This window comes from Streptomyces sp. NPDC091282, assembly GCF_044757385.1.
In the GTDB taxonomy this organism is placed as follows: domain Bacteria; phylum Actinomycetota; class Actinomycetes; order Streptomycetales; family Streptomycetaceae; genus Streptomyces; species Streptomyces gramineus.
Window position 1 is genome coordinate 42,718 of sequence record NZ_JBIVUX010000010.1, and the last position, 22,845, is coordinate 65,562.

Consider the following 22,845-nt stretch of genomic DNA (forward strand, 5'->3'; position numbering starts at 1 on the left):
CTACCGGCCGCGGACCGAGGTCGGGACCGGCATGTGCAGAGCGAGCTGCCCCTCGGTGACGACGTCGAACTGAATCGTGCGGACCGGCCTGAGGGAGCGCAGGTCGTCGGCCATCCGCCCCTCCCCCACCCGCAGCGCGAGCTTGCGCGGGACCAACTCGGTGCCCGCCGACAGGATGTTGGTCTGGCTCAGCGTCGAGTGCCACGCGTCGCCGATCGACGTGTACGAGGTGAGGGCCGAGACCCGGCTGCCGCTCGGGTAGGCGGTCTGGCCCGGTGTGGGTGCGGAGAGCGCCAGATCGGTGCCGCCGTGGTCGTTGGCCACGTGCGCGGTCGTCCGCCGGGCGTCGATGTCGACGTCGAGGGCGGTGACCCACTTGGGGAATCCGTATCCGTCGTGGCCGCGCACCTGGGCTATCTCCGTGCTCACTGGCAGGGACAGCACGTACGAGTCGAGGTGTTCGTTCTTGAGTGCGGCGACCAGGTCGACGAAGCCGAGCTTTCCGTGCCGGGCCGGCTTCACGGCGATCCCGACGGCGGCTTCGGTGTAGAAGTCGATGTCGCACACGTCGTAGCGGAAGAACATGACCGAGACGAGGCCGAGTCCGGGCGCCACCTCCAGCGGTGCCAGTTCCCCGGGCAGCCGGGAGCGGATCGCGCGGGAGCGGGCGAGCATCGTGATCCGGGCGGTGGAGATGCGGTAGTAGAAGTTCGGGGTGAGCGTGGCGCCGATCGGGGATTCGACCCTGGTCTTGGGCAGCGGCCGGAAGAAGTCGACGCCGCTGACGCGCGGGTCGCGGGCGACCTCGTCCAGATCGGTGTCCATCCGGTAGCGGTCGTACAGACCGCCCTTGGGGACCGTGACCGTACGGCCTCCCAGATCGACCTTGACTGTTTCCTGCTGGGGCGAGGGCATGAGGCGGCTCCCTGGCTCAGATGTTGACGGTGATTACATGAGAGTAGACCCGCATGTGAGCACCGTCAACACCGACCCTGGGGAGCACCCCGAGAACGACGAAGCCGGGTCCGCCGGTACCCCGCGGGGTACCGGCGGACCCGGCTCACGAGTCCCTGCGGCAGCCTCAGCCGCCGTGCAGCGCCGTCTTCAGGAAGTCGACGGAGATCTTGCGAGCGATGTTGGCGGCCCGCGTGTCGCGCAGGCTGTCCAGGAGCATGAAGTCGTGGACCATGCCCGCCACCCGGACCGCGGTGACGTCCACGCCCGCCTCGCGCAGCTTGTTGGCGTACTGCTCGCCCTCGTCGCGCAGCACGTCCGCCTCGTCGGTGATCACGAGAGTCGTGGGCAGCCCCCGCAGCAGTTCGAGCGGCGCTTGGAGCGGAGAGGCGTGCACCTCGGCACGCTGGGAGTCGTCGCTGGTGTACGCGTCCCAGAACCACTTCATGCCGTCACGGGTGAGGTAGTAGCCCTCGGCGAACTGGTGGTAGGACGGGGTGTCGAAGTCGGCGTTGGTCACCGGGTAGAGCAGGCACTGGGCCTTCAGGTCGATGCCGTTGCGCTCCTTGTTCATCAGCGCGAAGACCGCCGACATGCAGCCGCCGACCGACTCGCCCGCGACGGCGATCCGCGAGGTGTCCAGGCCGTGTTCCGAGCCGTGCTTCACGACCCACTGGCCCACGGCGTAGTTCTGCTCGACCTGCGTGGGGTACTTCGCTTCCGGCGCACGGTCGTAGACCGGGAAGACACCCGCCGCGTTCGCTCCGACGGTCAGTTCGCGGAAGAGGCGGTCGTGGGTCTTGTCGTCGCCGAAGACCCAGCCGGCACCGTGGATGTAGAACACCACCGGCAGCGGCCCGGTGACGCCCTTGGGCCGGATGATGCGGGTGCGGACCGTGCCCCACTCGCCGGCGTCGACGTCCACCCACTCCTCGTCGACGTCGGGGCGGGGCACGCTCGTGTCGCTCTGCAGGCCGAGGAGGATGTCGCGGCCCTTCTCCGGCGGGACCTCGTAGATCCGCGGATGCGGGTCGGTCGCCTCCGTCAGCTCCTTCGCGGCGGGTTCGAGGTACGGGGTGATCGGCGGCGGAAGATCGGTCACGCTCACCACTCCATGTCTCGGGCCCGGTGGGCCCGGTCATGCGGCCGGGCGCACCGGCCGCCCACAGTGACGGACACCCCCCGGGACGAGCCTCCCCGCCCCATCGTCGGCGCACCCACCACGGCGCGCAACCGCCACCCGCGGCCCCGGCCAGGAAGTGCCGGCCCCCGCGGGCGCGCGCCACCCGTACCGGAAGGAGTGTCGACACTGCCTGCTTGGCGTTCCACGCTCCACATGCAAGCGATGCATACATACATCTGCATACATACATCTGGAGGAGAGGCGCAGGACCACGGTCCGGTTCGTCGTGTCCGCAGCCACCATCCAGAGCCGGCTGGACACCCCCGAGGCACTGGAGACGATCGACCCTGGCGGCTTCGACGGTAGTCCGAGAACTCAGCCGCGGGGGCTCGTGATCCGTTCGGGCTCGATCAGGTAGATCACGCGCACCTGGTCGCGGCCGCCGAACCACGGGTAGGGCCCGCCGAGGTACTTCTGCGCGAGCGCCTCGATGTGCTCGACCGCCCCCTCGGTGGTCACCCGCACCACCCGGCCGCGGATCTGCACGTACGAGGACGGGTCCGCGGGATCGGAGACGGCGAGGGCGATCCGCGGATCACGCGCGATGTTCCGGGTCTTCTGATGCGATTCCACGCTGTTGATCAAGACGTGCTCACCATCGGTGTCGACCCAGGTCTGGGTGAGCTGGGGCGAGCCGTCGGGCATCGTCGTGGCGATGTAGCAGGTGCTGGGGCGTCGCAGCAGCGTCAGCACGTCCTCGCCGAGAGGCACGGACACGGAGATCTCCAGGGGTAGAGCAGGTGAGTACGGCGCCCACGGTAGTCATGCGTGCCGACCGGTCCACGTCCGGCCCCGGCCGGCGCGCACCGCACGCCACCACACGGGCGGACGACGGACAGGCCGGTGGCGGCCTGCCAGGCCTGGTCCTCGTCCTCATCCGCCGCGTTTGCCCGCGTCATGGACGGGATCTACGGTCGAAAGGTATGCGCGCCGCCTGAGCGGAACCCCGGACGACGAGCCGGTGCCGGTGCCGGCGAGGGGGACGCACGAACGGAGCAGACATGCCCAGCGAGACCCACACCGTCACACGCGTCGACGTCCACACGGGCGTGCCCTACGCGCAGTTCGTCACGGCGCTGGAGAAGGCCGCACCGCCCTTCGACCCAGGTGTGTTCGAACTGATCGACGAGGAGGGCGGCAGCTGGGACGACGTCCGTGACGCCATGGCCGCCGAGGCTCCGCACCACCTGATCCGCTACTGGAGGATCAACGCCACTCCGGCCCTCAAGCTGGCGGGCGGGTCGGTCCGCTCCACGGAGTACCTCATCGGCAACCACGTCATCGCGGAGAGCATGTTCCGTCACGATCCTCGCGCCCTGCTGTACGCGCCGCTGCGCATGCTGGTCCGCAGCGACGAGAACGGCGACGCGATCTTCACGATGCACCGCCCGAGCGACGAGTTCCGCAGCCTCGGCAACGCGGAAGTGACACAGGTCGGTGAAGTCCTCGACAGGTACGTGATCGAACTCCTCCGCCTGTGCGGCGTGGACGCCGAAGCGGACTTCGCGTAGCCAGACGGCCCGCCGCGGAACCGACGCGTGCGGAGCCGCGTGATCACGTCCGCCCCAGCGGAAACGTGGCTCGCTTCCGCCAGCGTGTCCCGTCGTGCACCAGCAACTCGACCGCCGAGACCTGCGCGACGACGGGCAGGCCTGCGAGCAGATCCGCCTCGGCCTTCCTCATCACGGCCTCCGTCTGGCCCTGGGCGACGGTCAGATGCGGAACGGCGTCGTCGAACTGCCCACCGAAGGGCGGGTTTTCCGGCCACCGCTCCACGATCGCCTCCGTCAGGCGCCGAAAGCCGGTGTCCGGATCGGGGGCGAGATACAGCACTCCGGGGAACCTGCCGCACTGCTCGAACCGCGCCTCGAAGGGCTGTTGCCCGCCCACCACCTCGCCGATCGCACGGCGGACCCGCTCGTCCACGCGGTTCGCGTCGAGGAACGGGAAGAGCACCGTGACGTGGGCCGGAACGCCCGCGCGGGAGGAAGGGTCAAGCGTGTCACGCCACGGTCCCACCAAGGGCTCCGCCTCCGGAACCCTCACGATCAGCCCCGACTGTCCCGCCCGGAATGCCTGCGCGTCCTCGTCCGCCATCGCATCTGTCTACCAGCCGCCGGCGACCGGCGGGGAGCACTCCGGCTTCCCCGCTGGGCCCAGCGGGGACGGAGCACCGCCCGTGCACGGAGGTGACGGACCGAGGTGCCTCGTACGGGCGCACTCAGTCGCCCGTGGTGAGGACCATGCGGAAGCGGGCCTGTCCCGACTGCTGGATCTTCAGTGCCTCGGCCGCCTCGTCCAGCGGCGCGGTCCGCACCTGCGGGCGTACCCCGGTCGCCAGGGCGAAGCGCATGGCCTGTTCGGTGTCGAGCGGGCTGCCCGTGACGTGCCCGGTGACGTGTCGGGCGTGCATCACCAGCTTGTCCAGCGGCAGTTGCAGAGGCGTTCCGTCGAAGCCGACGACCGTGAGCCGGCCGTGCGGTGTGAGACCGTCGACGAGAGCGGCGAGCGGCTTGCCGCTGGAGGCCGTGGAGAGGATCAGTCGGGCGCCGCCCATCACGCGCAGAGTCCTGCCGGCGTCCTCGGCCGCACCGTCGACGTAGTGGTGCGCGCCGAGGCGGAGCGCGGCCTGCCGCTTGTCCTCGCCGCGGCCGATGGCGACCGTCTCGAAGCCCATGGCGGCGGCGAACTGCAGGGCGAGGTGGCCCAGTCCGCCGATTCCGAGGACGGCGACCCGGTCGCCCGGCTCCGCCCCGCCGTGCCACAGCGCGTTGAAGGTGGTCACGCCCGCGCAGCCGAACGGCGCGGCCTCCTCGAAGGAGAGGCCGTCGGGGACACGGATGAGGGCGGTGGCGGGGACCGTGACGGTGGTGGACCAACCGCCCGCGTAGCTGAGCCCGGGAACCCGGCGTTCCGCGCAGCGGACCACGTCGCCGGAACGGCAGGCGGGGCAGTGCCCGCAGGAACCGCCGAACCAGCCGACAGCGGCCCGCTCCCCGATCGCCCAGCCCGCGACACCCTCGCCCACCGCGGCGACGACCCCGGCGGCCTCGTGTCCGGGAGTGATCGGAAAGCCGTAGGCGGGTGACGGGTGCGCGGCCATGCCCGCGTCGGCCCCGCAGATGCCGGACGCCTTCACCCGCAGTCGTACCTCGCCCGGTCCCGGCTCGCGCGGCTCCACGGCGACGACGCGCAATGGGCCGCCCGATTCGGTCACCTGCGCGGCGCGATGCGCGGGACGGTATTTCTGGGGCACGTTCCTCACTCCTGACGATGGGCCCCCGTAGGAAAGCCCGACGGAAATGTGCGGGAATTGCTTCGCCCACCGTAGGACGCGTACTCGGCGTCCGGTAGAAGGTGATCACGAATGCGGCTATAGCCTGGGGCTGTGACCGGAAGGGGTTCACGATGAACATCGAAGGGCTCCGGTACGCGCAGGCCGTGTCCCGGACGAGGTCGTTCAGCGCCGCGGCACGCGACTACGGCGTCACGCAGCCGGCGCTGTCGAACGGGGTGGCCCGCCTGGAGGCGGAGCTGGGCGTCAAGCTGTTCGACCGCTCACCGCGCGGCGTCACGCCCACGGCGCACGGTGCCCGCGTGCTGCCGATGATCGACCGGGCCCTGGAGGCGCTGGACTCGGTCACGGCCGAGGCGCGGCGGCTGATCGGCCCGGCCGCCGGGGCGATCCGCGTGGGTGTCTCGCCGCTGATCGGCGCGGATCTGGTGGGCTGCGCCTTCAGCGCCGCCCGCGCTCTGAGCCGCCCGCGTGACCTGGTGCTGCGCGAGGCGGACCTGGATCTGCTGCGGGTCGCCCTCAAGGACGGCGAGCTGGACGTGCTGCTGGTGCCCGAGGTGGAGGCCATGCCCGCCCACCGGCACCGCACCATCTTCACCGAGGCGGTCGTCGTGATCGACCCGGCCCTCTCCCCCGGCGCCGACGGACCTGTGGAGCTGAGCGACGCCGCCGGCGCCGACTTCATCCTCGTCCCGGACACCTGCGGCCTGACCACCTTCACCACGCGGCTGTTCCAGGACGCCGATCTGCCGCTGCGCACCTATCCGGGCGAGGCCGCCAGCTACCGGGTCCTCGACGAATGGGCGCGCCTGGGCGTCGGGGCCGCCCTTCTGCCCGGCTCCAAGGTGACGGCGGACCACGCCGGCTGTCGTCCGCTGGTGCGCGGCGGCCGGCCGGTGGAGATCTCCTACGAGGCGGTCTGGGGCCGTGACAACCCGCTCGGTGCCGATCTGGAGGCGTTCGTCGGCCACCTCGCCGACTCGGCGGCCTGTCGTCCGACCGGCCGTCGGCCTGATGGCGCGAACCGTGCGGACCGGGACGGGGATCCGCCGCCGCCAGGTTCCTCCTGACCCATTCACACTGGTTATATCCGCATCACAAAAGATCCTCTACCGGACGCTTTCGCAGACGCCTACCTTTTTCTCGTCCGAACCGTTCGCGGACATATCCGCGAGCGCATTCCGGCGGGCGCATATCGGTAATGACCTGCCGGGAAATCACCAAGGACGCCTAGCCCCCACTCACCACTTTTCATCAGGAGCACGGCATGTCCCGCACCACCATCGACCTCACCGGCAAGAAGGCCGTCGTCATCGGCGGCACCAGCGGCATCGGCCTGTCCGTCGCCCGGCGCGTCCTGGACGCCGGTGGCAGTGTCGTCGTCACCGGCCGGTCGGACGCCAGTGCCGCGAAGGCCGTGGCCGATCTGGGCGGCCCGCACGCGCGAGGTCTCGGCGCCGACCTGAACGACCCCGCGGCCGTGGAGCGCCTGCGGACCGAGTTGGCGCGCGACCACGCCGACGCCGCTCTCCTGGTCAACGCGGCCGGTGTCTTCGCGCCCAAGCCGTTCCTGGAGCACACGCCCGAGGACTACGACCGCTACCAGGCCATCAACCGGGCTTTCTTCCTCGTCACCCAGACCGTCGCCGCCGGCATGGTCGAACACGGCGTCAAGGGCTCCATCGTCAACGTGGGGTCCATGTGGGCCCACCAGGCCGTCGCCGCGACGCCGTCCTCGGCGTACTCCATGGCCAAGGCGGGGCTGCACTCCCTCACCCAGCACCTGGGCATGGAGCTGGCGCCGTACGGCATCCGTGTCAACGCCGTCGCCCCGGCCGTCGTACGCACGCCCATCTACGAGGAGTTCATCCCCAGGGCCGAGATGGATGCCACGCTGGACGGCTTCAACTCCTTCCACCCGCTGGGCCGTACCGGCACCCCCGACGACATCGCCGCCACCGTGCTGTTCCTGCTCTCCGACCAGACGGACTGGGTGACCGGTGCGGTCTGGGACGTCGACGGCGGTGTCATGGCCGGCCGCAACTGACAGGGCCGCCGGGAACGGAGCGGGTCCCGTCGATGAAGAGGGACGGGTCGCCGCCGGGGAGTCGGGCGCGCGGTTGCCCTCGTTGGACTCGTAGAGGCGTGAGCGACGATCCCTCCCCCAGGCGCAGACGGCGTGGACGCGGTGCACGGGAGCGGATCCTCAAGGCGGCCACGGAGCTGTTCACCGCCCAGGGCGTCAACGCGACCGGCATGGATCAGCTGACCTCCGCGGGCCAGGTGTCCAAGCGCACCCTGTACACGCACTTCGGAGGCAAGTACGACCTCGTCCTCGCCTACCTGCGCGAACTCCAGGACGGACTGCTGCCCGGCGCGCCCTCGGCCGGTGCCGATCCCCGCGACCAACTTCGGCGAGCGGCTCGCCCTGCTCTACGACGGCGCCGTGGCGCTCGTCGACCCGCCGATACGCGGACGGGCACGCCTGCCTGACCCGGCCGTGCTCGCCCTCCCGCGCCGTCGGGGACGGTGAGCCCGCATGACAGGAATGTGAAACATCCCCCCGACGGGATGATGTGCGCGGACACCTCCGTTGTGCGCAGGACAGGACACGCACCGAGGGGAGACCGACATGAGCGTGCAGGACGTCGAGCGGGTGGGCTTCGTGCAGGAGTGGACGGAGTGGCACCGGCAGAGGGAGGCGGGGCTGGCCGGGCCGCACGGTTTCCTGGCGATCACCGGCCTCCACTGGCTCAGCGACGTGCCCACCCGGTTCGAGGACGCACCCGGCGCCTGGTCGAGCACCGCCGAAGGAGTGGTCGTGGAACTGGACGGCGACGAGGAGGTGGCCGTCGACGGGCAGGCCGTACGGGGCCGCCACGACTTCGGTGTCCTCGCCGAACGCGCCAGCGTGTACGTCGGCTGGGGAGACGCGGTGATCGAGGTCGCCAAGCGCGGCGGCCACGACATCGTGCGTCCCCGCCACCCCGGCAACGCACTGCGGACGGCGTTCACCGGCACGCCCGCCTACGAGCCCGACCCGCGCTGGGTGCTCTCCGGCCGCTTCCAGCCCTACGACACCCCGCGCCCGGTGACCGTGGGCGCCGCCGTCGAGGGCCTGGAGCACGTGTACGACTCCCCCGGCCAGGTCGAGTTCGAACTGGACGGCGCCGTGCACCGGCTCACCGCGTTCAACGGTCACACGCCCGGAGCCCTGATGGTCCTCTTCACCGACAAGACCTCCGGCGTGACCACGTACGCCGCGAACCGCTCCCTGCAGATCTCCGCCCCCGACGCCGAGGGCACGGTGACCATCGACTTCAACCGCGCCACCAACCTGCCCTGCGCCTACACCGACCTGGCCACCTGCCCGCTGCCGCCGGCCGAGAACCGGCTGCCGGTCGCGATCGAGACGGGCGAGAGGATCCCGCTGGAGCGCGGCGGACGACCCTGACGAGACCGGCTCACCCTCGTCGTCCTTGACGGGGCCGACCTCGGGGGTACGCCACCACGTTCCCCGCGGTCGCCTCCCGTCAGGTGCGCCCCGGACGACACGCGTCCGGCCTGTACGACACCACGTGGTGAGTGAATTTCCGTGGCGCACGGTCGTGTCGGAACGCGCCCGGGTCGCGTCGGCCGGACGCTGAGGAACATGTCCCACCACCTCAGCGGGCCCGACCTCCGGCCGCCCATGAACGACGGCCGACTCGACATGACCGACCTGTTCGCGTTCACGACGGACGACGACCGCACCACCTTGATCATGAACGCGAATCCCGTCGCCCCGACCATGGGGGACGCCTACCACCCCGACGCGGTGTACCGCATCAACGTGGACACCGACGGCGACCACCAGGCGGACGTGGCCTTCAGCTTCGTCTTCGGCCGGCCCGAGAACGGCCGCCAGACGTTCACGCTGCACCGGGCCGACGGCGTACAGGCGCGGGCCCACGCGGCGGGCGGCCGAGCCATCGTCAGCGACGGGCCGGTCTCCTTCGGGCAGCGACCCGAGATCGTCACCGCCGGTCCCTACCGCGTCTCCGTCGGGCTGCGCAGCGACCCGTTCTTCGCCGACCTCGAAGGCATCGGCAACGACTTCACGTGGACGGGCAAGGACTGGGGAGCGGACAAGAACGTGTTCGGCATCGTCCTGGACATGCCCTCCGCCGAACTGAGCCCCGATCCGGTCATCGGCGTCTGGGGCCGGGTGAGCGTGCACCACGACGGCCTGCTCAAGTCCGTCGACCGCGGCGCCCACCCTTCCGTCACCGCGTACTTCAACCAGGAGGACGCCAAGGACGCGTACAACGAAGGGGAACCGGCACGGGACTGGGACACCTATCTCCAACCGTGGAGCGCGGTCCTCGCACACACCGGCCAGTACAGCGCCGAGGAAGCCGAGGCGACGCTGCGGACGATCCTCCCGGACGTCCTGCGCTACGACCGCGGCCGCCCGGCCCGCTACCCCAACGGCCGCACCCTCACCGACGACGTCGAGACGGCACGGATCGACATGGTCTCGCGCGGCCGGATCCCCCACGCCGGCATCCCCCCGCACACCGACCTCCTGCCCGAGTTCCCCTACCTCGGCACGCCCCATCCGGCCCCACCCGCCTGACCGTCCCACAGCGTTCATCGATCGGCGAGCACGGCGGCGTCCCGTGTCACGCCCGCCGTGCCTCGCACCCCGAGGCGCTGTCGGTCCCTGGTGCCGTCATCCTCCAGACCCGGTCCCGACCGAAGTAGCCTCACCATGCCGGAGCGCACCGTTGTGGGAGCACAGCGCCTGCTCCTCTCCCAGCCTCCGATGCGCCCTCGCAGTCGGTGCGTACGGCACGAAGGCGTTACCGTGCCGCTGTGTGCATCTCAACAGGTGAAGCCGTGTTCTCCGGCACGATCGTGTACTGCGGACGGCAGCACCACCCCGAGCACGGCCTCATCCACGTCCTGGGCTACCAGAACTCCGCCGCCAACCTGGCGGACGGCCCGAACGCCATGCTGCTGCATCTGCCCACCAGGCAGCTCACCCCTCGGCACTTCCTGTCCGCCGGACGCACCGGCGACGTCCTGCGCCGTATGGTCACCGCCGTCGAGTCCAGCGCCGCGGACGTTGAGGGCATCGCCTGGATGAGCGCGGAAACCCCGACCGTCCAGGTCTTCGACCATGACGTCTACACGGTGCTCCTGGCCGCCGACCCCACCGCGATCCCGGCCGCGCTGCGACAGGTACCGCCGCACCGGCGCCCCGACCTCGCCCCGGACCTTCTGCGCTTCTACGCCGACCACTTCCCGGACCACACCATCGCCGTGTGCTGTTTCGACAACCCCGACGCGCAACGCGCCAAGCCCCTGCTGCTCTGGTACCCGCCCCTGGACCCCGACCGGCTGACCCTGCCCGCCCTCGACAGCCATACCGGTGGGGCGCCGGACCTCGACACCGCCGTTGCCGTCGACCCCGACCGGCGGGACAACACACTTCTGCCGAACCGCGCGTCGCCCAGCCGAGTCCAGTAGCGTCAGATCCATGATCGTATGGCTCAACGGCACCCACGGCGCGGGCAAGTCGACGACCAGCACGCTCGTACAGCAACTGCTGCCGCAATCACGGGTGTTCGACGCCGAGAAGGTCGGCGAGACGCTCATGGACATCACGCCGCGACTACCGGCGACCGACAACTTCCAGCACTGGCCGCCGTGGCGCGTCCTCGTGGTCGAGACCGCCCGTCACGTCCTCGACTACACCGGCGGCACCCTGGTGATCCCCATGACGGTCCTGGTCGAACAGTACTGGCGCGAGATCAGCTCGGGTCTGGCCCAGCACGCCATCCCGGTACGGCACTTCGTGCTCCACGCCGACCAGGACACCCTCCGCGCGCGCATCGCCGGGGACACCGTGCTCGGCCCCGACTCGCCGTTCCGTCTCCGACACCTGGAGCCCTACGCCGAGGCGTCCCGCACCTGGCTGCACGCCGAGGCCGAGGTCGTCGACACCACGCACCTCACACCGGCCCAGGCCGCCTTGCGTATCGCGGAGGCCGTCAAGAACTGATCCCCCGTCGCATCACTGCACGTCCGACGACCCCAGCCTGACGAACTGCTCCAGGACCTCCCGCGCCCGCGCGCCGAGGGCACTCAGCTCCGTCTTGTCGGCCGCCTTGTGCAGGTTCGACGTCAGCGTGTAAGCCTCCTGCGCGGTGTCGATCAGCGGCCGCGCGCTCGCTATGAGCTGGACCCTGAACAGCGCGTGCAGGGCGACCCCGCGGAGCCGGTGAGCGTCCGTGCGAGCTTCGGCGTAGGCGGGCCCGTACGGATCCTCGTCCCTGCGATGCCAGCGGTCCTGTTGCCCGCGCCGGAACTCCGTCAGCGCTCCGGCGAAGTCGCTGTAGACGGCCATCCGGTCGGCGCGGAGCTGCTGCTGACTCACGAACAGCTGGTCGCGCGCGGACGCGCTGCGCTGGAAGACATGCGTGACGGCGGAGCCCAACAGCGTTCCCACAATGGCGATCAAGGCCGCGATGACACCATCCACCGCAGTATGAGACCACGAGATCGTTTCCCCTGCCCAGCACCGGGACGAGCCGCACTGACCCGAAGTGCCTGACGGCACTTCAGCTCAGCAGCCCCTCGGCACCCGGGCCCGGCAGGACCCGCCGGCAGACGCGTCAGGCCGTCGGACCCGGTGACGACCGTCGTCTACGGCACGGACGCGACGGCCGAGGGCTCCGGCTGCGGAACGGTGGTCGTGGGGGCGACGGTTGGGCTCGAAGGCCGTGCGGGCGGTGCCGGGTGGGAGCGGTCCGGAGTGGCGGCGAACAGCACGATGACGATGGCGGCCGCGGCCGCCGCCGTGGCGGCGACGGCGACGGACAACACCCTCCGCATGCGCCGCGTGCCCCAGGTACTACCGGTGGGCGGGCGGCCCGGTGACAGGTCGTGGGCGCTGATGAGCTGCCCGCGCGCTTGGAGTGCGGCGCGCAGCCGCTCCTCGAGCGGTGCCTGATGACTCATCGGTCCACCTCCAAAAGCTTTTCCAGAGTGGCGAGCGCACGGCTCGCGGTCGACTTGACTGTGCCACGTGAGATGCCGAGGGTGTCGGCGATCTGCGCCTCGGTCAGGTCGGACCAGTAGCGCAGGACCAGCACCTCGCGCTGGCGGGCGGTGAGTTGGGCGAGCGCGTCGAATACCTGCCGGTGCTCCTCGGCGAGCAGCAGCAGTTCGTCGACCGGCGCACCCGGGCCCTGGTGGGGCGGGGTGTACGCGCGTGCGGTGCGCCGCCGACGCAGCATCGAGCGGGCGGCGTTGACCACCGCGGTGTGCAGGTAGGCGTGCGCGTCCTGGAGGTCGTCGAGCCGTTCGCCGTGCCGGCGGCAGACGGCGGCGAAGGCGTCCTGGACGACGTCCTCGGCGGAGTGCAGGTCGTCCACCAGGAACGTCGCCAGCCTGACCATGTCGAGCCGCCGGGTCCGGTACAGGTCGGCGAGTGTGGGGGCATCCTGCCCGCCGTCCCGGTCAGCGACCGAATACAGGTTCCGGAATCGCCGGCCGGTGTGCGGCGCGCCCGACGCCGGAGTGGAGGTGGTGGTCCGGGCGCGGCGCAAGAGCCGGGCCCACCAGGGCGGGGCAAGGGTGAGCTGCATCGTCCTCGTTCAGATCAGGGGTACGGCGGGGCCGGCTCCGGTCCGGCCCCGCTCATGGTCAGGCGGCTCAGCGGCCGGTGGTCCCCGGGTAGGGCTTGCCGTTCGCGTCGCCCGGAACCGGAACCGGGTCACCGTGGCCGGAGCCGTGCGTGCCCGGGGTGGAGGGGACCGGCTTCGGGTAGGGCTTGCCGTTCTCGTCACCCGGGACCGGGGTCGGGTCGCCGTGGCCGGAGCCGTGCGTGCCCGGGGTGGAGGGAACGGGCTTCGGGTCGGACGGTGCCGACTGGGTCGGGTGGGCGTGGCCGCCGGTGGCGGCCTGGGCGGCGATGCCGCCGCCGACCACCAGGGCGAGACCGGCAGCCGGCCCGAGCACCCAGGTGCGCAGGGAACGGTTCGACTTCTTGGGGCGGGAGTGCCGCATAGGAAAGGACTCCAAAGAGTTCAGAGACGACGCTGACGTGTCGGGCGGCTCCCCGGGGCCGTACATGCCGTCCCGGGAACCGCCTTTCAACCCACCAGACGTGCGGCCCCGTCCGAGGTTGTCGCGTTCCGCGAAAAATTCTTCAGCCTTCGTGAACCCGGCCGGTGCGACGTCCTCGGAGGGACGCCGGTGAGGCCCTGCGACGCCTCGGCAAACCTGGTCACACGGTGGCCGACGCATGCGTCGAGGACACGGAGACCCCACCGGGCGCCGCGGTTCGTGCGTGTCTCCGGCTGCTCGATGACGCCCGGGGATGTCACATCTCGTCGACGAGGTCACTAAGCCGACGGGTCAGCTCGGTGACCACGGCCCGCTGGTCGGGCGTGAGTTCACGGAAGGCACGGAGCTGGCGTTCCCGCAGTCGGCTGCGGTGGTCGGCGAGCAGGGTGGCGCCGGATTCGGTGAGCGCGATCTCGACCCGGCGTTCGTCGCCGGGTGTGCGGGTGCGGGTGACGATGCCGTCGCGTTCGAGCTGCTTGAGCATGCGGGTGGCGGTGGGCGTGGTGACGCCCGCGTACTCGGCGGTCTCGCTGACGCCGAGCGGGCCGTGATCGGCGAGTGACTCCAGCAGCTGGACCTGGGACAGCGACAAGGTGGGCCGCGTCTGACCGGCGAGCCGGCCGCGGCTGCGGCGGACGGCGGTCAGGAGATCCTGTACGGCCCGGGTGAACTCCTGGAACTGCGCGTCGTCGGCCTGCGGCAGCGCGTCGCCGGTCCGCCCCTCGGCGGGGTGTCCGTTTTGCCTGGGCGAGGTCATGGGCCTACCGTAGCAGCGAAGCTAATAATTAGCTTGCTAAGTTACTGAGAGGTGAGTAACCGTGACCACTCCCGCGCGCATCGACACCCACCATCACATCGTTCCGCCGCAGTACCGCGACTGGCTGCTCTCCCACGGGGAGACCGCCGGCGGCATGCCCGTCCCGCGCTGGGACGTGGACACCGAACTGGCGTTCATGGACAGCCAGGGCATCCGGACCGCGATCATGTCGGTCTCCACTCCCGGCACCCACCTCGGTGACGACGCCGAGGCCACCACCTGGGCCCGCAAGGTCAACGACTACGCCGCCGAGATCGCCAAGGACCACCCCGACCGCTACGGCTTCTTCGCCACCCTCACGCTGCCCGACGTGGACGGCGCGCTCAACGAGGCCGCCCGCGCCTTGGACGAACTCGGCGCCGACGGCATCGTCCTGCTCGCCAACCACCGCGGTGTCTACCTCGGCGACCCGGCCTTCGAACCGCTCATGGCCGAGCTCGGCCGCCGCGGCACGACCGTCTTCGTCCACCCCTCCGAGCTGCCCGGACCACTCGTCCCCGGCCTGCCGCCGTACGCCGCGGACTTCCTGCTCGACACCACCCGCGCCGCGATGAACCTCGTCCTGTCCGGCACCACCGCCCGCCACCCGGGCATCCGGTTCATCCTGTCCCACGGCGGCGGCTTCCTCCCCTACGCCGCCCACCGCATCGCCCTGGCCCTCCAGGCCCACCAGCAGGTCGGCGGCGTCCAGCCCGTCATGGACCACGAGACGATCCTCGCCGAACTCCGCCGCTTCTACTTCGACACGGCCCTGAGCGCGAACCCCGACACCCTGCCCACCCTTCTCACCTTCGCCGACCCCACCCACATCACCTTCGGCAGCGACTTCCCCTACGCCAGTCCCGAGATGTCCGCCTACTTCACCCGGCAACTCGACGCCTACCCCCTCGACGACGACCAGCGCACCGCCATCAACCACGGCAACGCCCAGACCCTGTTCCCGCGCCTGTCCGACAACGACCAGTAATCCAGTGTGCCTTCGTGATCGATCTGCTTGAGTGGTCGCCGAGTCTTCACCGGTAGCGGCTGCGGTCGGGCCGTCCGGGATGACGAGACAGCTACGTACCTTTGCCCGACAAAAGAACTGCCTGCAGTTGGCCGAACAGCCTGGCCACGCCCGACGTTCATTCAGTGGACGACCCAACTCCACGGTGCAACGCCCCGTAGGAAAACCGGTGGACTACGTCGGGATACTGCCGTCATGGCCGTCACTCAGCAACTCGCTCGGATCCCCGTCGGGTACCTAGCCGCCTGCCGGCAGTCGGCCGATGCGTCGGCGGAGGGTGATCCGTTCTGGGATCCACCGTCGGCGGACGTCCTCGACCTGGATTGGGCGCCCGTGCTGCTCGAACGGGTCTGCGAGCTGGGAGGGCTCGACGACGTCCGCCGCCACGCTCTTCAACAGGCCCTCGACGGCGACACCGTCATCGACGTCGCCTTCCTCAACACCCCTCGGCATGCCATCGGCCCCTTCGGGCCGGCGCCCACGGCTCTGTCTCCGGCTCAAGTCGCCCTGGCTGCCGAACTGCTCGATCAGATCGACTTTCCAGCACTCCTGGCCGCCCTGCCGGCAGACCAGGCAACGGCCGCCTCCCTGATAGGAAACGGCGCGGACAAGATCGCCGGTGGCGTGACGGCCTACCTGCTGGAGCACTTCACCGCGCTGCGCGAGTTCTACCGCACCGCCTCCCAACGGCGCCTTCTCGTTGTGCTCTGGTGGGACTGAGCCGAACCGTCCGGCCCTCGGCTCGTGTCAGGGACCGGGCGGACGTGACGCGGATCATGGGTCTGGGAGAGCATGGATGTCGTGCGCCGCCCGCTGTTTCGTTGGCCGCATGAACAGTCATCGTGAAGATCTTCCCCCCGTTCCGTCCCACTGGATCGACGGCCGTGCCGTGATAGGCCGCGGACCGCGCATCGAGATCGTCAATCCGGCCGACGGGTGCGTGAGCGGGTTCGTCCATGAGGCCACGGCCGAGGAACTGGACGATGCCGTGGCGGCCGCGCTCACCGCCTTTCCCGCCTGGTCGTCGACGTCCCCGGAGGACCGCATCGCGATCATGCGGAACATCGCGCTCGGCATGCAGGAGCGTTCCGAGGATCTCGCGGCCGCGATCACCCTGGAGATGGGTGCTCCCATCAGCTTCTCGCGGCAGGCGCAGGTCGGGTTTCCGGTCGCCTCCACGCTGGCCGCGGCCGCCGCGGCCGAGACGTACACGTGGTCGGAGGAGGTGGGGAACTCCCTCGTCCTGCGAGAGCCGATCGGTGTCGTAGGCGCCGTCACACCGTGGAACTTCCCGCTCCAGCAGTTGGTGACCAAGGTGGTCCCGGCCCTGCTGGGTGGCAACACGGTCGTACTCAAGCCCTCGGAGTCGGCCCCCGCCGGCGCCCGGATGTTCGCGGAGATCGCCGCCGAGGCCGGTCTGCCGGCCGGCGTGTTCAACGTGGTGCAGGGCACCGGCCCCGTGGTCGGAGACGCCCTCGCGCGGCATCCGAAGATCGACATGATCTCGTTCACCGGGTCCACCAGGGCGGGCAGGAGCGTCGCCGCCGCGGCCTCCGGGACGGTCAAGCGGGTGGCGCTGGAGCTTGGCGGCAAAGCCGCGCACATCGTGCTGCCCGAGGCCGACCTCGACTTCGCGGTCCAGCGCGGACTGGCCTACGCCTGGTCCAACGCGGGCCAGGCGTGCGGTGCCTACTCCCGCATGCTCGTACCCGAGCACCTGCAGCAGACCGTGGTCGAGAAGCTTCGTGCCGCGGCCGAGCAGTACCCGCTCGGCGCGCCCGGCGACGAGACGACCCGGATCGGGCCGCTCGCGTCGGAAGCCCAGCGTGCGCGTGTCGACGGCTACATCCGGCGTGGTGTCGCCGACGGAGCCACCCTCGTAGTCGGAGGGCCCGGCAGGCCGGAAGGGTTCGAGACCGGCGCCTACGTCAGGCCGACGATCTTCTCGGACGTCGACCCCAACTCCGTCATCGCGCAGGAGGAGATCTTCGGACCGGTGCTGACCGTGATCCCGTACGGCGACGACGATCACGCCGTCGAGATCGCCAACGGCACCGTCTACGGCCTGAACGCCGCGGTCACCGGGGCCGAGGACCATGCCATGGCGATCGCGCGGCGGCTGCGCGTGGGCCAGGTCGACGTCAATGGCGGAGAGCACAACTTCCAGGCACCGTTCGGCGGTTACAAGCAGTCCGGGAACGGCAGGGAGATGGGTCACGCCGGTATCGAGGAGTTCCTGGAGACCAAGGCGATCACCCGCTGACCCTGCCACGGTCCTGTGCGGCCCCCGGCCCGGAGTCCGCGGTCCGCCACGCCCGGCCCCGTGCGGCGTCGGATGTCACATCGGCTGGTGCTGAGCGGTCTGATGGAAGAGGGCCGCTCATCGGTGGACCCGCCGTCGCGTCACCCGCGCACGTCGCAGGAAAGGACCCGAGCCATGTCGTATCCCTATCCGGAACAGAAGTACTGGGGCGAGGACGGAGAGGTCAGCGCCGTTTTCCGCCCCGCGAGCACCCCGCCGGACATCGGGGAGAGCGGCACCGGGAAGGACGCCCTCCACTACCTGGCGACCACGGACGTCACCCGAGGTGAGTTCGGGCTGTACCGGGTGGAGATGAGGCCGCGGGCCGGCGGCCCCAAGACACACTTCCACCGGCGCATCTCCGAGTCGTTCTACATCCTGGAGGGCACCGTGCGGGTGTTCGACGGTGTGCGGTGGGTCGACGCGCGCAAGGGCGACTTCCTGCACGTGCCGCAGGGCGGCCTGCACGCCTTCCGCAACGACTCCGACGCCCCGGCGGACATGCTCCTGCTGTTCACGCCGGGCGCACCGCGCGAGGAGTACTTCGAACAGGTCTCGCAGCTGGCGGACGCCTCGGAGGAGGAGCGTGCCGCGTTCTTCGACAAGCACGACTCCTACTTCGTGGAGTAGCCGCGAGGAGCCGCCTCGACGGTGAGGCGCCGGCCGAGTCATCGGCCGGCGCCTCTCGCTGTCCCCGCGGTGCGCGCACCGGCTCAGTCGTCGGGGTGGGCCGCCCAGTGCGCTTCCAGGAGCGAGGCGACCTCCGCCGGCCGTTCGAGCACCGTCCAGTGGTTGCAGTCGAGCCGGGCGACCCGGGTCGCGCGCAGGGACGCGCCGAGCCGCTCGCCGAACTCCAGCTGGCAGGCGGGGTCGCGTGCGCCCCAGAACACGAGACACGGAGCAGCGACGTCGGCCAGGCCCGGTTCCCACTCCTTGCCCATCGTCAGCGCGGACCGGTACAGCCTGAGCACGCTGTCCTTCATGACGTCGTCGACGCGGCCGGCCATCTCCTCGGCGGCTCGGGCGGGAACGTCGAAACCGCGCACCAGGTCCGCGGCGAAGGAGTCCGCTTCGAGCAGTTCCATGAAGCGGTCTCCGGCTGCCTGGTCCTGCCATGTCCGCGCGAGCGGGTGCCAGGCGTACTCCGCGCTGATCGGGCCGTTGCCGCCGGCCCAGGTGCGGACGAGATCGGGACGCAAGGACGCGACACGGGCAGTGAAGATGCAGCCCCAGTCGTGACCGACCAGGTCGACCGGCTCACCGATCCGCTCCAACCGGTCGATGAGCCAGACGACGTACTCCTCCTTGGTGGACGCGAACCCGTCCGGCCGCGGCGCGGCAAAGCCGGGGAGGTCCCAGGCTTCCACGTCGGTCCGGGAGAGGTTGCGGCGGACGTCGTCCCACACGTGGTGGGTGTCAGGTACGCCGTGGATCAGGATGGCGGGCATGGATGGTGCCTTTCGTCGGCGACGGGCGTGGGCGTGCTGGGGCGCGAAGTGGTGGGGTGGGCGGCCGGTGCTCGCCGGGGCGTGCGCTCGGGCCGTGCTCTTCTCAGCGGGCGGGACGATGTCACACGGTGGTACGGCTCGGTGAATGGATGGCCCCGGCGGGGAACTCTGCCTCCCAGGAGGCCAGTTGACCGAGCCGAGCACTGCCATGAAGACCGGGTGGACCGCGGAATTGTGACAGCCGTGCCGTCAGGTCCAGGAGCGGAGCTTGTCCGGATTCAAGGTGACCCAGACCTGGACGACGTAGGGAGCGGCGACGTCCAGGGTGAGGACCGCGGCTATCTCACGGTCGTAGTGGGCGACGAGGCCGGTACGACCGTTCACGGAGCCGGTGTTCAGGGTGGTCCGGGGCTGCGGCGCCAGGAGGGTCAGCAGGCTGCGGGCGACCTGTCGGCTGCCGTGGACGCTGCGGACCCGGGTCCGTACCTTGCCTCCTCCGTCGAAGGAGACGCTCACGTCCGGCGCGAGCAGCGCCGCCAAGGCCTCGGGGGCCTGTGTCACGCAGGCGTCCCGCAGTGCGCCGCTCACCGCGTCGTGCTCCTGCGGGGCCGTGGGCCGTGCGCGTCGGGCCCGCAGGCTGTGACGTGCGCGGTCGCCGGGCCCACCGCGTTCCCAGTCCCACTCCCGCTCCGGCTCCGGCTCCGGCTCCGGCTCCGGCTCCGGCTCCGGCTTTCCGACGATGGCGGAGTGCGCGTCCGGTGTCGTGCCGAGGACCCGGTACCGGACGTTAGTGGCCTCGCCCGGTCGGCCGGGGGGCGGGCCGTCCGGCGGGCTCGACGGTCCGGCGGCGAGCCGTGCCAGACAGATGTGGCCGGTGCTCGTGACCAGCCAGGAGAGCGGCCGCACGATCCGCGCCCGCTCACGCGCGGACAGGCCGTACCACCGCCGGTACACCTCGTCGACCACGCTGCCGGCCCCGGCTCTGCTGCCGAGCATCCGGTGCGCGACTGCCGTCAGATGCCGCCGCTCTTCCACCATCTCCGCGATCGACATCACATCGTCGACGGAATCCATGCGCGCGCCTCCACACCCACAGCGTCGAGCTGGGCGTTCCTCCGGCGGCCTCCCGGTCGTGCGCCCGGCGCGCCTGCGGCCTGCCCCCTTCACAAAGTGTGCACGGATTTCACGGCGCGCGCCAGGGAGTCCAGCACATTGTGTTTTGGGCTGCGCGTCACGTCGGACGATCGTCACGGGGACCGTGTCGAACACGATGGGATTGACGTTGTGTTCAGCGTACGCGCACCGGTTCAACGCCAACGCCCGTCACCGCGACGTCCTGGCCGCCGAGCGCAGGGAACACGCCTTGACCGCGAACCCACCCGGTCACAGCCCTAGCTTCCGGTGAAGGCGTTGATCAGGTTGTGGGGGGTGTCGGCGCCCAGCATGTCGTGAAGATCGGGGGCCTGGGCGTTGGCCGCGGCACTGCGCGCGAACATGGCCTGCTCGTACGCGGTGAGTGCGGTCTCGATGTCGTCGGGGTGCGCGGCGATGGCCTTGCCCAGTTCGGCGCCGTCGTACATGGCCAGGTTGGCGCCTTCGCCGTTGGGGGCCGTCAGATGTGCGGCGTCGCCGAGGAGCGTCACCCCGGGCGTCCGATCCCATCGGTGCTCGACGGGCAGGGTGTAGATGTGGCGCAGGACCGGCGGGGTCTCGCCGTCGGTGACCAGAGCGGTGAGTTCCGGCGCCCACCCGCTGAATTCCTGGACGATCCGTGCGGTGGCCGTGGCGGGATCGGTGAAGTCGACACCGGCGAACCAGTCCTGCGGCCTGGCGAGCATCACCCAGGTGTGAAGGTTCCCGCCGCGCTCCCGGTGAGCCAGGATCCCCTTGCCCGGTTCGAGCACCATCATCGCTCCGCCGCCGACGATTTCCGCGCTGGTCGGATGCCGGGTGTCACCTTCGAACAGGTGGGTCTCGACGAAGGAGAAACCGGTGTACTCGGGGACCGCCTCGGAAAGCAGCGATCGGACCCGGGACCAGGCGCCGTCCGCGCCGACCAGCAGGCTCGTGGTGGCGGTGGTGCCGTCGGTGAAGGCCACCTCGTGGCGCCCTTCGCCGACGGCACGGATGCTGCCGGCTTTGCGACCCCACCGGACGGTGCCGCTCGGGAGCGAGTCGAGCAGCATCTGCCGCAGTTCGCCGCGCTGCACTTCCGGGTTGCCGCCCGTACCGTCGTCGGGCACGTCGAGCAGGACCTTTCCGCCCCGGTCCAGGAGCCGCATCGCCTGGCGTCCCTCCAGGATGAGCCTGCGGAACTCCTCGGTCAGCCCCGCGGTCTCCAGCGCCGGCTGGCCGTTGTAGTCGCGGATGTCGAGCAGGCCCCCCTGCGTGCGCGCCGTCGCGGACGTCTCTCCCTCGTACACCGTGGAGGTGATCCCGTGGACATGCAGCACGCGGGCGAGCGTGAGACCGCCCAGGCCTGCGCCGATGATCGTGACGTGACTGCTCATAGTGCTTCCTCACCTGTTCACGCCTGCCGGAGGAACGCCCGGCAGGATCTCCGCACAACGTGACAGGCCCCGCCGACAGGGGGCCGACAAAGCACCGACACCCACCGACACCTCGGCTACAGCCGTTCCCGGCTTCCGACAGCGCACAGACAGGCGCACGGGCAGCCGGACCGGCACACCACGGACGGGCGACGCCGGGCCGATGTGCCGGGTGCCTATCGCAGGCCTTCGCGGGAGGGGTCGGTGGGCCGCGGCAGCAGGATGCCGTCCACGTACAGGTCGACGTGTTCGTTGTAGAAGGCGACGAGTCCGGCCACGCGGTTGGCGTGGATGGTCGGGAAGTCGTAGCCCCAGGCGATGTCCTCGTGGGCGCCGCTCGTGCCGTCGAAGGACCAGTATCCGCTCGTCGTCCCCTTGTACGGGCACTGGCTGACCGTGGCTGACCGGCGCAGCCTGGTCCAGTCGACGTACATGCGCTCGACGTAGTAGCGCGTCGGCAGCCCCGTCTCGAACAGCTTCACGCAGCTGGGCGCGTCCGCGAGCACGACTCCGTCGAGTTCGACACGGACGCTGCTCGACGAACGCAGGGCGTCCACGCGGGAGTAGGGGCTCCTGGGGTGCACGTAGACCGGCTCGTCCTCCTCGAACCAGGTGTCCAGCGCGTTCCATTCGAACCGGACGGTGCCGTGCAGGGAGTTCGGGGCGTCGGTGTCCCACACCCATGCCGCGCCCTCGCGGACTTCGGGGCCGACCCGCAGGGTGTGGCGGTGGGCGTGGCCCGCACCGTGGTGCTCGGTGTGATGGTCGTCGACGAGCGTCGCGTCGACCAAGTCCTCGACCGGGATGCTGAATTGCGGGTAGGCACGCCACTCCCACACGTAGAGCGCGCGGCGGCTGTCGAAGACGACCCGGCCTCCGATGACACCCCGGACGCGGCGCGGGACGGGCTCGACGTGACCGACCGGGACGATCAGGCTCGGGTGCAGGATGCTTTCGGTTGCCATGTGGTGCCTCGCAGGAGTCGGAACGGGAGAAGGAGCTTCTGGGTGGCGGCCGGGCACCTGCGCGGGAGGGACACGCAGGTGTGCGCACCGGCCGTGGCCCGGGGCACCGCCGGCCTCCTCCTCCACTGACCGGACGGGCGGCGCAACTGTGACGGCGTCAGGCGCTCCGGCCGCCGCGGAACCGCACTGTCACATCGCCCGCTGGCAG

The 22,845-nt window shown here is 70.6% G+C and carries 26 protein-coding genes; 12 read left to right on the forward strand and 14 right to left on the reverse strand.

The genetic code is table 11. The features are described 5' to 3' along the window. The 3 genes from ACIQOE_RS35395 to ACIQOE_RS35405 all read right to left on the reverse strand — a co-directional run bounded on the left by ACIQOE_RS35395 (position 1) and on the right by ACIQOE_RS35405 (position 2,854). The gene (locus ACIQOE_RS35395; RefSeq protein WP_401415924.1) at positions 1-915 is read right to left on the reverse strand and encodes an acetoacetate decarboxylase family protein; all 915 of its coding nucleotides are present in this window, start codon (positions 913-915) and stop codon (positions 1-3) included. Positions 916-1,081: 166 nt separating this feature from the next. After that, the gene (locus tag ACIQOE_RS35400) at positions 1,082-2,056 is read right to left on the reverse strand and encodes an alpha/beta hydrolase (protein WP_362641542.1); all 975 of its coding nucleotides are present in this window, start codon (positions 2,054-2,056) and stop codon (positions 1,082-1,084) included. Positions 2,057-2,452: 396 nt separating this feature from the next. After that, positions 2,453-2,854, reverse strand: coding sequence for a PPOX class F420-dependent oxidoreductase (locus tag ACIQOE_RS35405; RefSeq protein WP_401415927.1), 402 nt, complete (start codon positions 2,852-2,854; stop codon positions 2,453-2,455). A gap of 284 nt (positions 2,855-3,138) precedes the next feature. Here ACIQOE_RS35405 and ACIQOE_RS35410 point away from each other — a divergent pair, with 284 nt between their 5' ends. Continuing rightward, positions 3,139-3,648, forward strand: coding sequence for a DUF302 domain-containing protein (locus ACIQOE_RS35410; protein WP_351327792.1), 510 nt, complete (start codon positions 3,139-3,141; stop codon positions 3,646-3,648). Between the two features lie 43 nt (positions 3,649-3,691). Here the strand turns inward: ACIQOE_RS35410 and ACIQOE_RS35415 are convergent, their stop codons facing one another. Together ACIQOE_RS35415 and ACIQOE_RS35420 are read right to left on the reverse strand one after the other, a co-directional pair. After that, positions 3,692-4,234: a 2'-5' RNA ligase family protein gene (locus tag ACIQOE_RS35415; RefSeq protein ID WP_399008884.1), complete on the reverse strand. Its 543-nt coding sequence runs from the start codon at positions 4,232-4,234 to the stop codon at positions 3,692-3,694. Positions 4,235-4,358: 124 nt separating this feature from the next. Continuing rightward, a complete protein-coding gene (locus ACIQOE_RS35420) occupies positions 4,359-5,393 on the reverse strand; it encodes an alcohol dehydrogenase catalytic domain-containing protein (RefSeq protein WP_401415930.1) in 1,035 nt (344 codons plus the stop codon). Between the two features lie 152 nt (positions 5,394-5,545). Here ACIQOE_RS35420 and ACIQOE_RS35425 point away from each other — a divergent pair, with 152 nt between their 5' ends. The 7 genes from ACIQOE_RS35425 (at position 5,546) to ACIQOE_RS35455 (ending at position 11,481) form a co-directional block, all read left to right on the forward strand. Then, positions 5,546-6,502 carry a LysR family transcriptional regulator gene (locus tag ACIQOE_RS35425; RefSeq protein WP_399008887.1) on the forward strand — a complete coding sequence of 319 codons (957 nt, stop codon included), beginning with the start codon at positions 5,546-5,548 and terminating at the stop codon, positions 6,500-6,502. 197 nt (positions 6,503-6,699) lie between these two features. Beyond that, a complete protein-coding gene (locus ACIQOE_RS35430; protein ID WP_365555964.1) occupies positions 6,700-7,479 on the forward strand; it encodes an SDR family NAD(P)-dependent oxidoreductase in 780 nt (259 codons plus the stop codon). 98 nt (positions 7,480-7,577) lie between these two features. After that, positions 7,578-7,925, forward strand: a complete 348-nt coding sequence (locus ACIQOE_RS35435; protein ID WP_401415934.1) for a TetR/AcrR family transcriptional regulator — start codon at positions 7,578-7,580, stop codon at positions 7,923-7,925. 139 nt (positions 7,926-8,064) lie between these two features. Then, on the forward strand, positions 8,065-8,886 hold the full coding sequence (locus tag ACIQOE_RS35440) for a DUF1684 domain-containing protein (protein ID WP_401415936.1): 822 nt from the start codon (positions 8,065-8,067) through the stop codon (positions 8,884-8,886). A gap of 198 nt (positions 8,887-9,084) precedes the next feature. After that, positions 9,085-10,050, forward strand: coding sequence for a DUF4331 family protein (locus tag ACIQOE_RS35445; RefSeq protein WP_401415939.1), 966 nt, complete (start codon positions 9,085-9,087; stop codon positions 10,048-10,050). Positions 10,051-10,313: 263 nt separating this feature from the next. Further along, the gene (locus ACIQOE_RS35450) at positions 10,314-10,946 is read left to right on the forward strand and encodes a hypothetical protein (protein ID WP_401415941.1); all 633 of its coding nucleotides are present in this window, start codon (positions 10,314-10,316) and stop codon (positions 10,944-10,946) included. A gap of 10 nt (positions 10,947-10,956) precedes the next feature. After that, positions 10,957-11,481 (forward strand): AAA family ATPase, encoded by a 525-nt coding sequence (locus ACIQOE_RS35455; RefSeq protein ID WP_401415943.1) that lies wholly within the window; start codon positions 10,957-10,959, stop codon positions 11,479-11,481. 12 nt (positions 11,482-11,493) lie between these two features. On the opposite strand, the gene ACIQOE_RS35460 is transcribed toward ACIQOE_RS35455, so the two are convergent. The 5 genes from ACIQOE_RS35460 to ACIQOE_RS35480 all read right to left on the reverse strand — a co-directional run bounded on the left by ACIQOE_RS35460 (position 11,494) and on the right by ACIQOE_RS35480 (position 14,307). After that, positions 11,494-11,940, reverse strand: a complete 447-nt coding sequence (locus ACIQOE_RS35460; protein ID WP_351327772.1) for a hypothetical protein — start codon at positions 11,938-11,940, stop codon at positions 11,494-11,496. Between the two features lie 185 nt (positions 11,941-12,125). Continuing rightward, positions 12,126-12,440, reverse strand: a complete 315-nt coding sequence (locus tag ACIQOE_RS35465) for a hypothetical protein (RefSeq protein WP_365572891.1) — start codon at positions 12,438-12,440, stop codon at positions 12,126-12,128. After that, the gene (locus ACIQOE_RS35470) at positions 12,437-13,069 is read right to left on the reverse strand and encodes a SigE family RNA polymerase sigma factor (protein ID WP_401415946.1); all 633 of its coding nucleotides are present in this window, start codon (positions 13,067-13,069) and stop codon (positions 12,437-12,439) included. The genes ACIQOE_RS35465 and ACIQOE_RS35470 overlap by 4 nt, the downstream gene beginning before the upstream one ends. Before the next feature lie 67 nt (positions 13,070-13,136). After that, on the reverse strand, positions 13,137-13,490 hold the full coding sequence (locus tag ACIQOE_RS35475; protein ID WP_365572885.1) for a hypothetical protein: 354 nt from the start codon (positions 13,488-13,490) through the stop codon (positions 13,137-13,139). 316 nt (positions 13,491-13,806) lie between these two features. Then, positions 13,807-14,307: a MarR family transcriptional regulator gene (locus ACIQOE_RS35480; protein WP_365555977.1), complete on the reverse strand. Its 501-nt coding sequence runs from the start codon at positions 14,305-14,307 to the stop codon at positions 13,807-13,809. Between the two features lie 61 nt (positions 14,308-14,368). Between ACIQOE_RS35480 and ACIQOE_RS35485 the strand changes: the two genes are divergently transcribed. From ACIQOE_RS35485 to ACIQOE_RS35500, 4 genes are all read left to right on the forward strand, one after another. After that, a complete protein-coding gene (locus ACIQOE_RS35485) occupies positions 14,369-15,334 on the forward strand; it encodes an amidohydrolase family protein (protein WP_401415950.1) in 966 nt (321 codons plus the stop codon). Positions 15,335-15,568: 234 nt separating this feature from the next. After that, complete coding sequence (locus ACIQOE_RS35490; protein WP_401415952.1) at positions 15,569-16,093, forward strand: DUF1877 family protein; 525 nt, start codon at positions 15,569-15,571, stop codon at positions 16,091-16,093. 76 nt (positions 16,094-16,169) lie between these two features. After that, positions 16,170-17,636: an aldehyde dehydrogenase family protein gene (locus ACIQOE_RS35495; RefSeq protein WP_401415954.1), complete on the forward strand. Its 1,467-nt coding sequence runs from the start codon at positions 16,170-16,172 to the stop codon at positions 17,634-17,636. A 174-nt stretch (positions 17,637-17,810) separates the two neighbouring features. Beyond that, positions 17,811-18,305 (forward strand): cupin domain-containing protein, encoded by a 495-nt coding sequence (locus ACIQOE_RS35500; protein WP_351327759.1) that lies wholly within the window; start codon positions 17,811-17,813, stop codon positions 18,303-18,305. A gap of 83 nt (positions 18,306-18,388) precedes the next feature. On the opposite strand, the gene ACIQOE_RS35505 is transcribed toward ACIQOE_RS35500, so the two are convergent. The 4 genes from ACIQOE_RS35505 to ACIQOE_RS35520 all read right to left on the reverse strand — a co-directional run bounded on the left by ACIQOE_RS35505 (position 18,389) and on the right by ACIQOE_RS35520 (position 22,637). Further along, positions 18,389-19,123 carry an alpha/beta fold hydrolase gene (locus tag ACIQOE_RS35505; RefSeq protein ID WP_399008904.1) on the reverse strand — a complete coding sequence of 245 codons (735 nt, stop codon included), beginning with the start codon at positions 19,121-19,123 and terminating at the stop codon, positions 18,389-18,391. 249 nt (positions 19,124-19,372) lie between these two features. After that, positions 19,373-20,197 (reverse strand): RNA polymerase subunit sigma, encoded by an 825-nt coding sequence (locus ACIQOE_RS35510; RefSeq protein ID WP_401415958.1) that lies wholly within the window; start codon positions 20,195-20,197, stop codon positions 19,373-19,375. 317 nt (positions 20,198-20,514) lie between these two features. After that, positions 20,515-21,633, reverse strand: a complete 1,119-nt coding sequence (locus tag ACIQOE_RS35515; RefSeq protein ID WP_401415961.1) for an FAD-dependent oxidoreductase — start codon at positions 21,631-21,633, stop codon at positions 20,515-20,517. 215 nt (positions 21,634-21,848) lie between these two features. Next, positions 21,849-22,637: a DUF427 domain-containing protein gene (locus ACIQOE_RS35520; RefSeq protein WP_399008908.1), complete on the reverse strand. Its 789-nt coding sequence runs from the start codon at positions 22,635-22,637 to the stop codon at positions 21,849-21,851. Positions 22,638-22,845 lie beyond the last annotated feature (208 nt).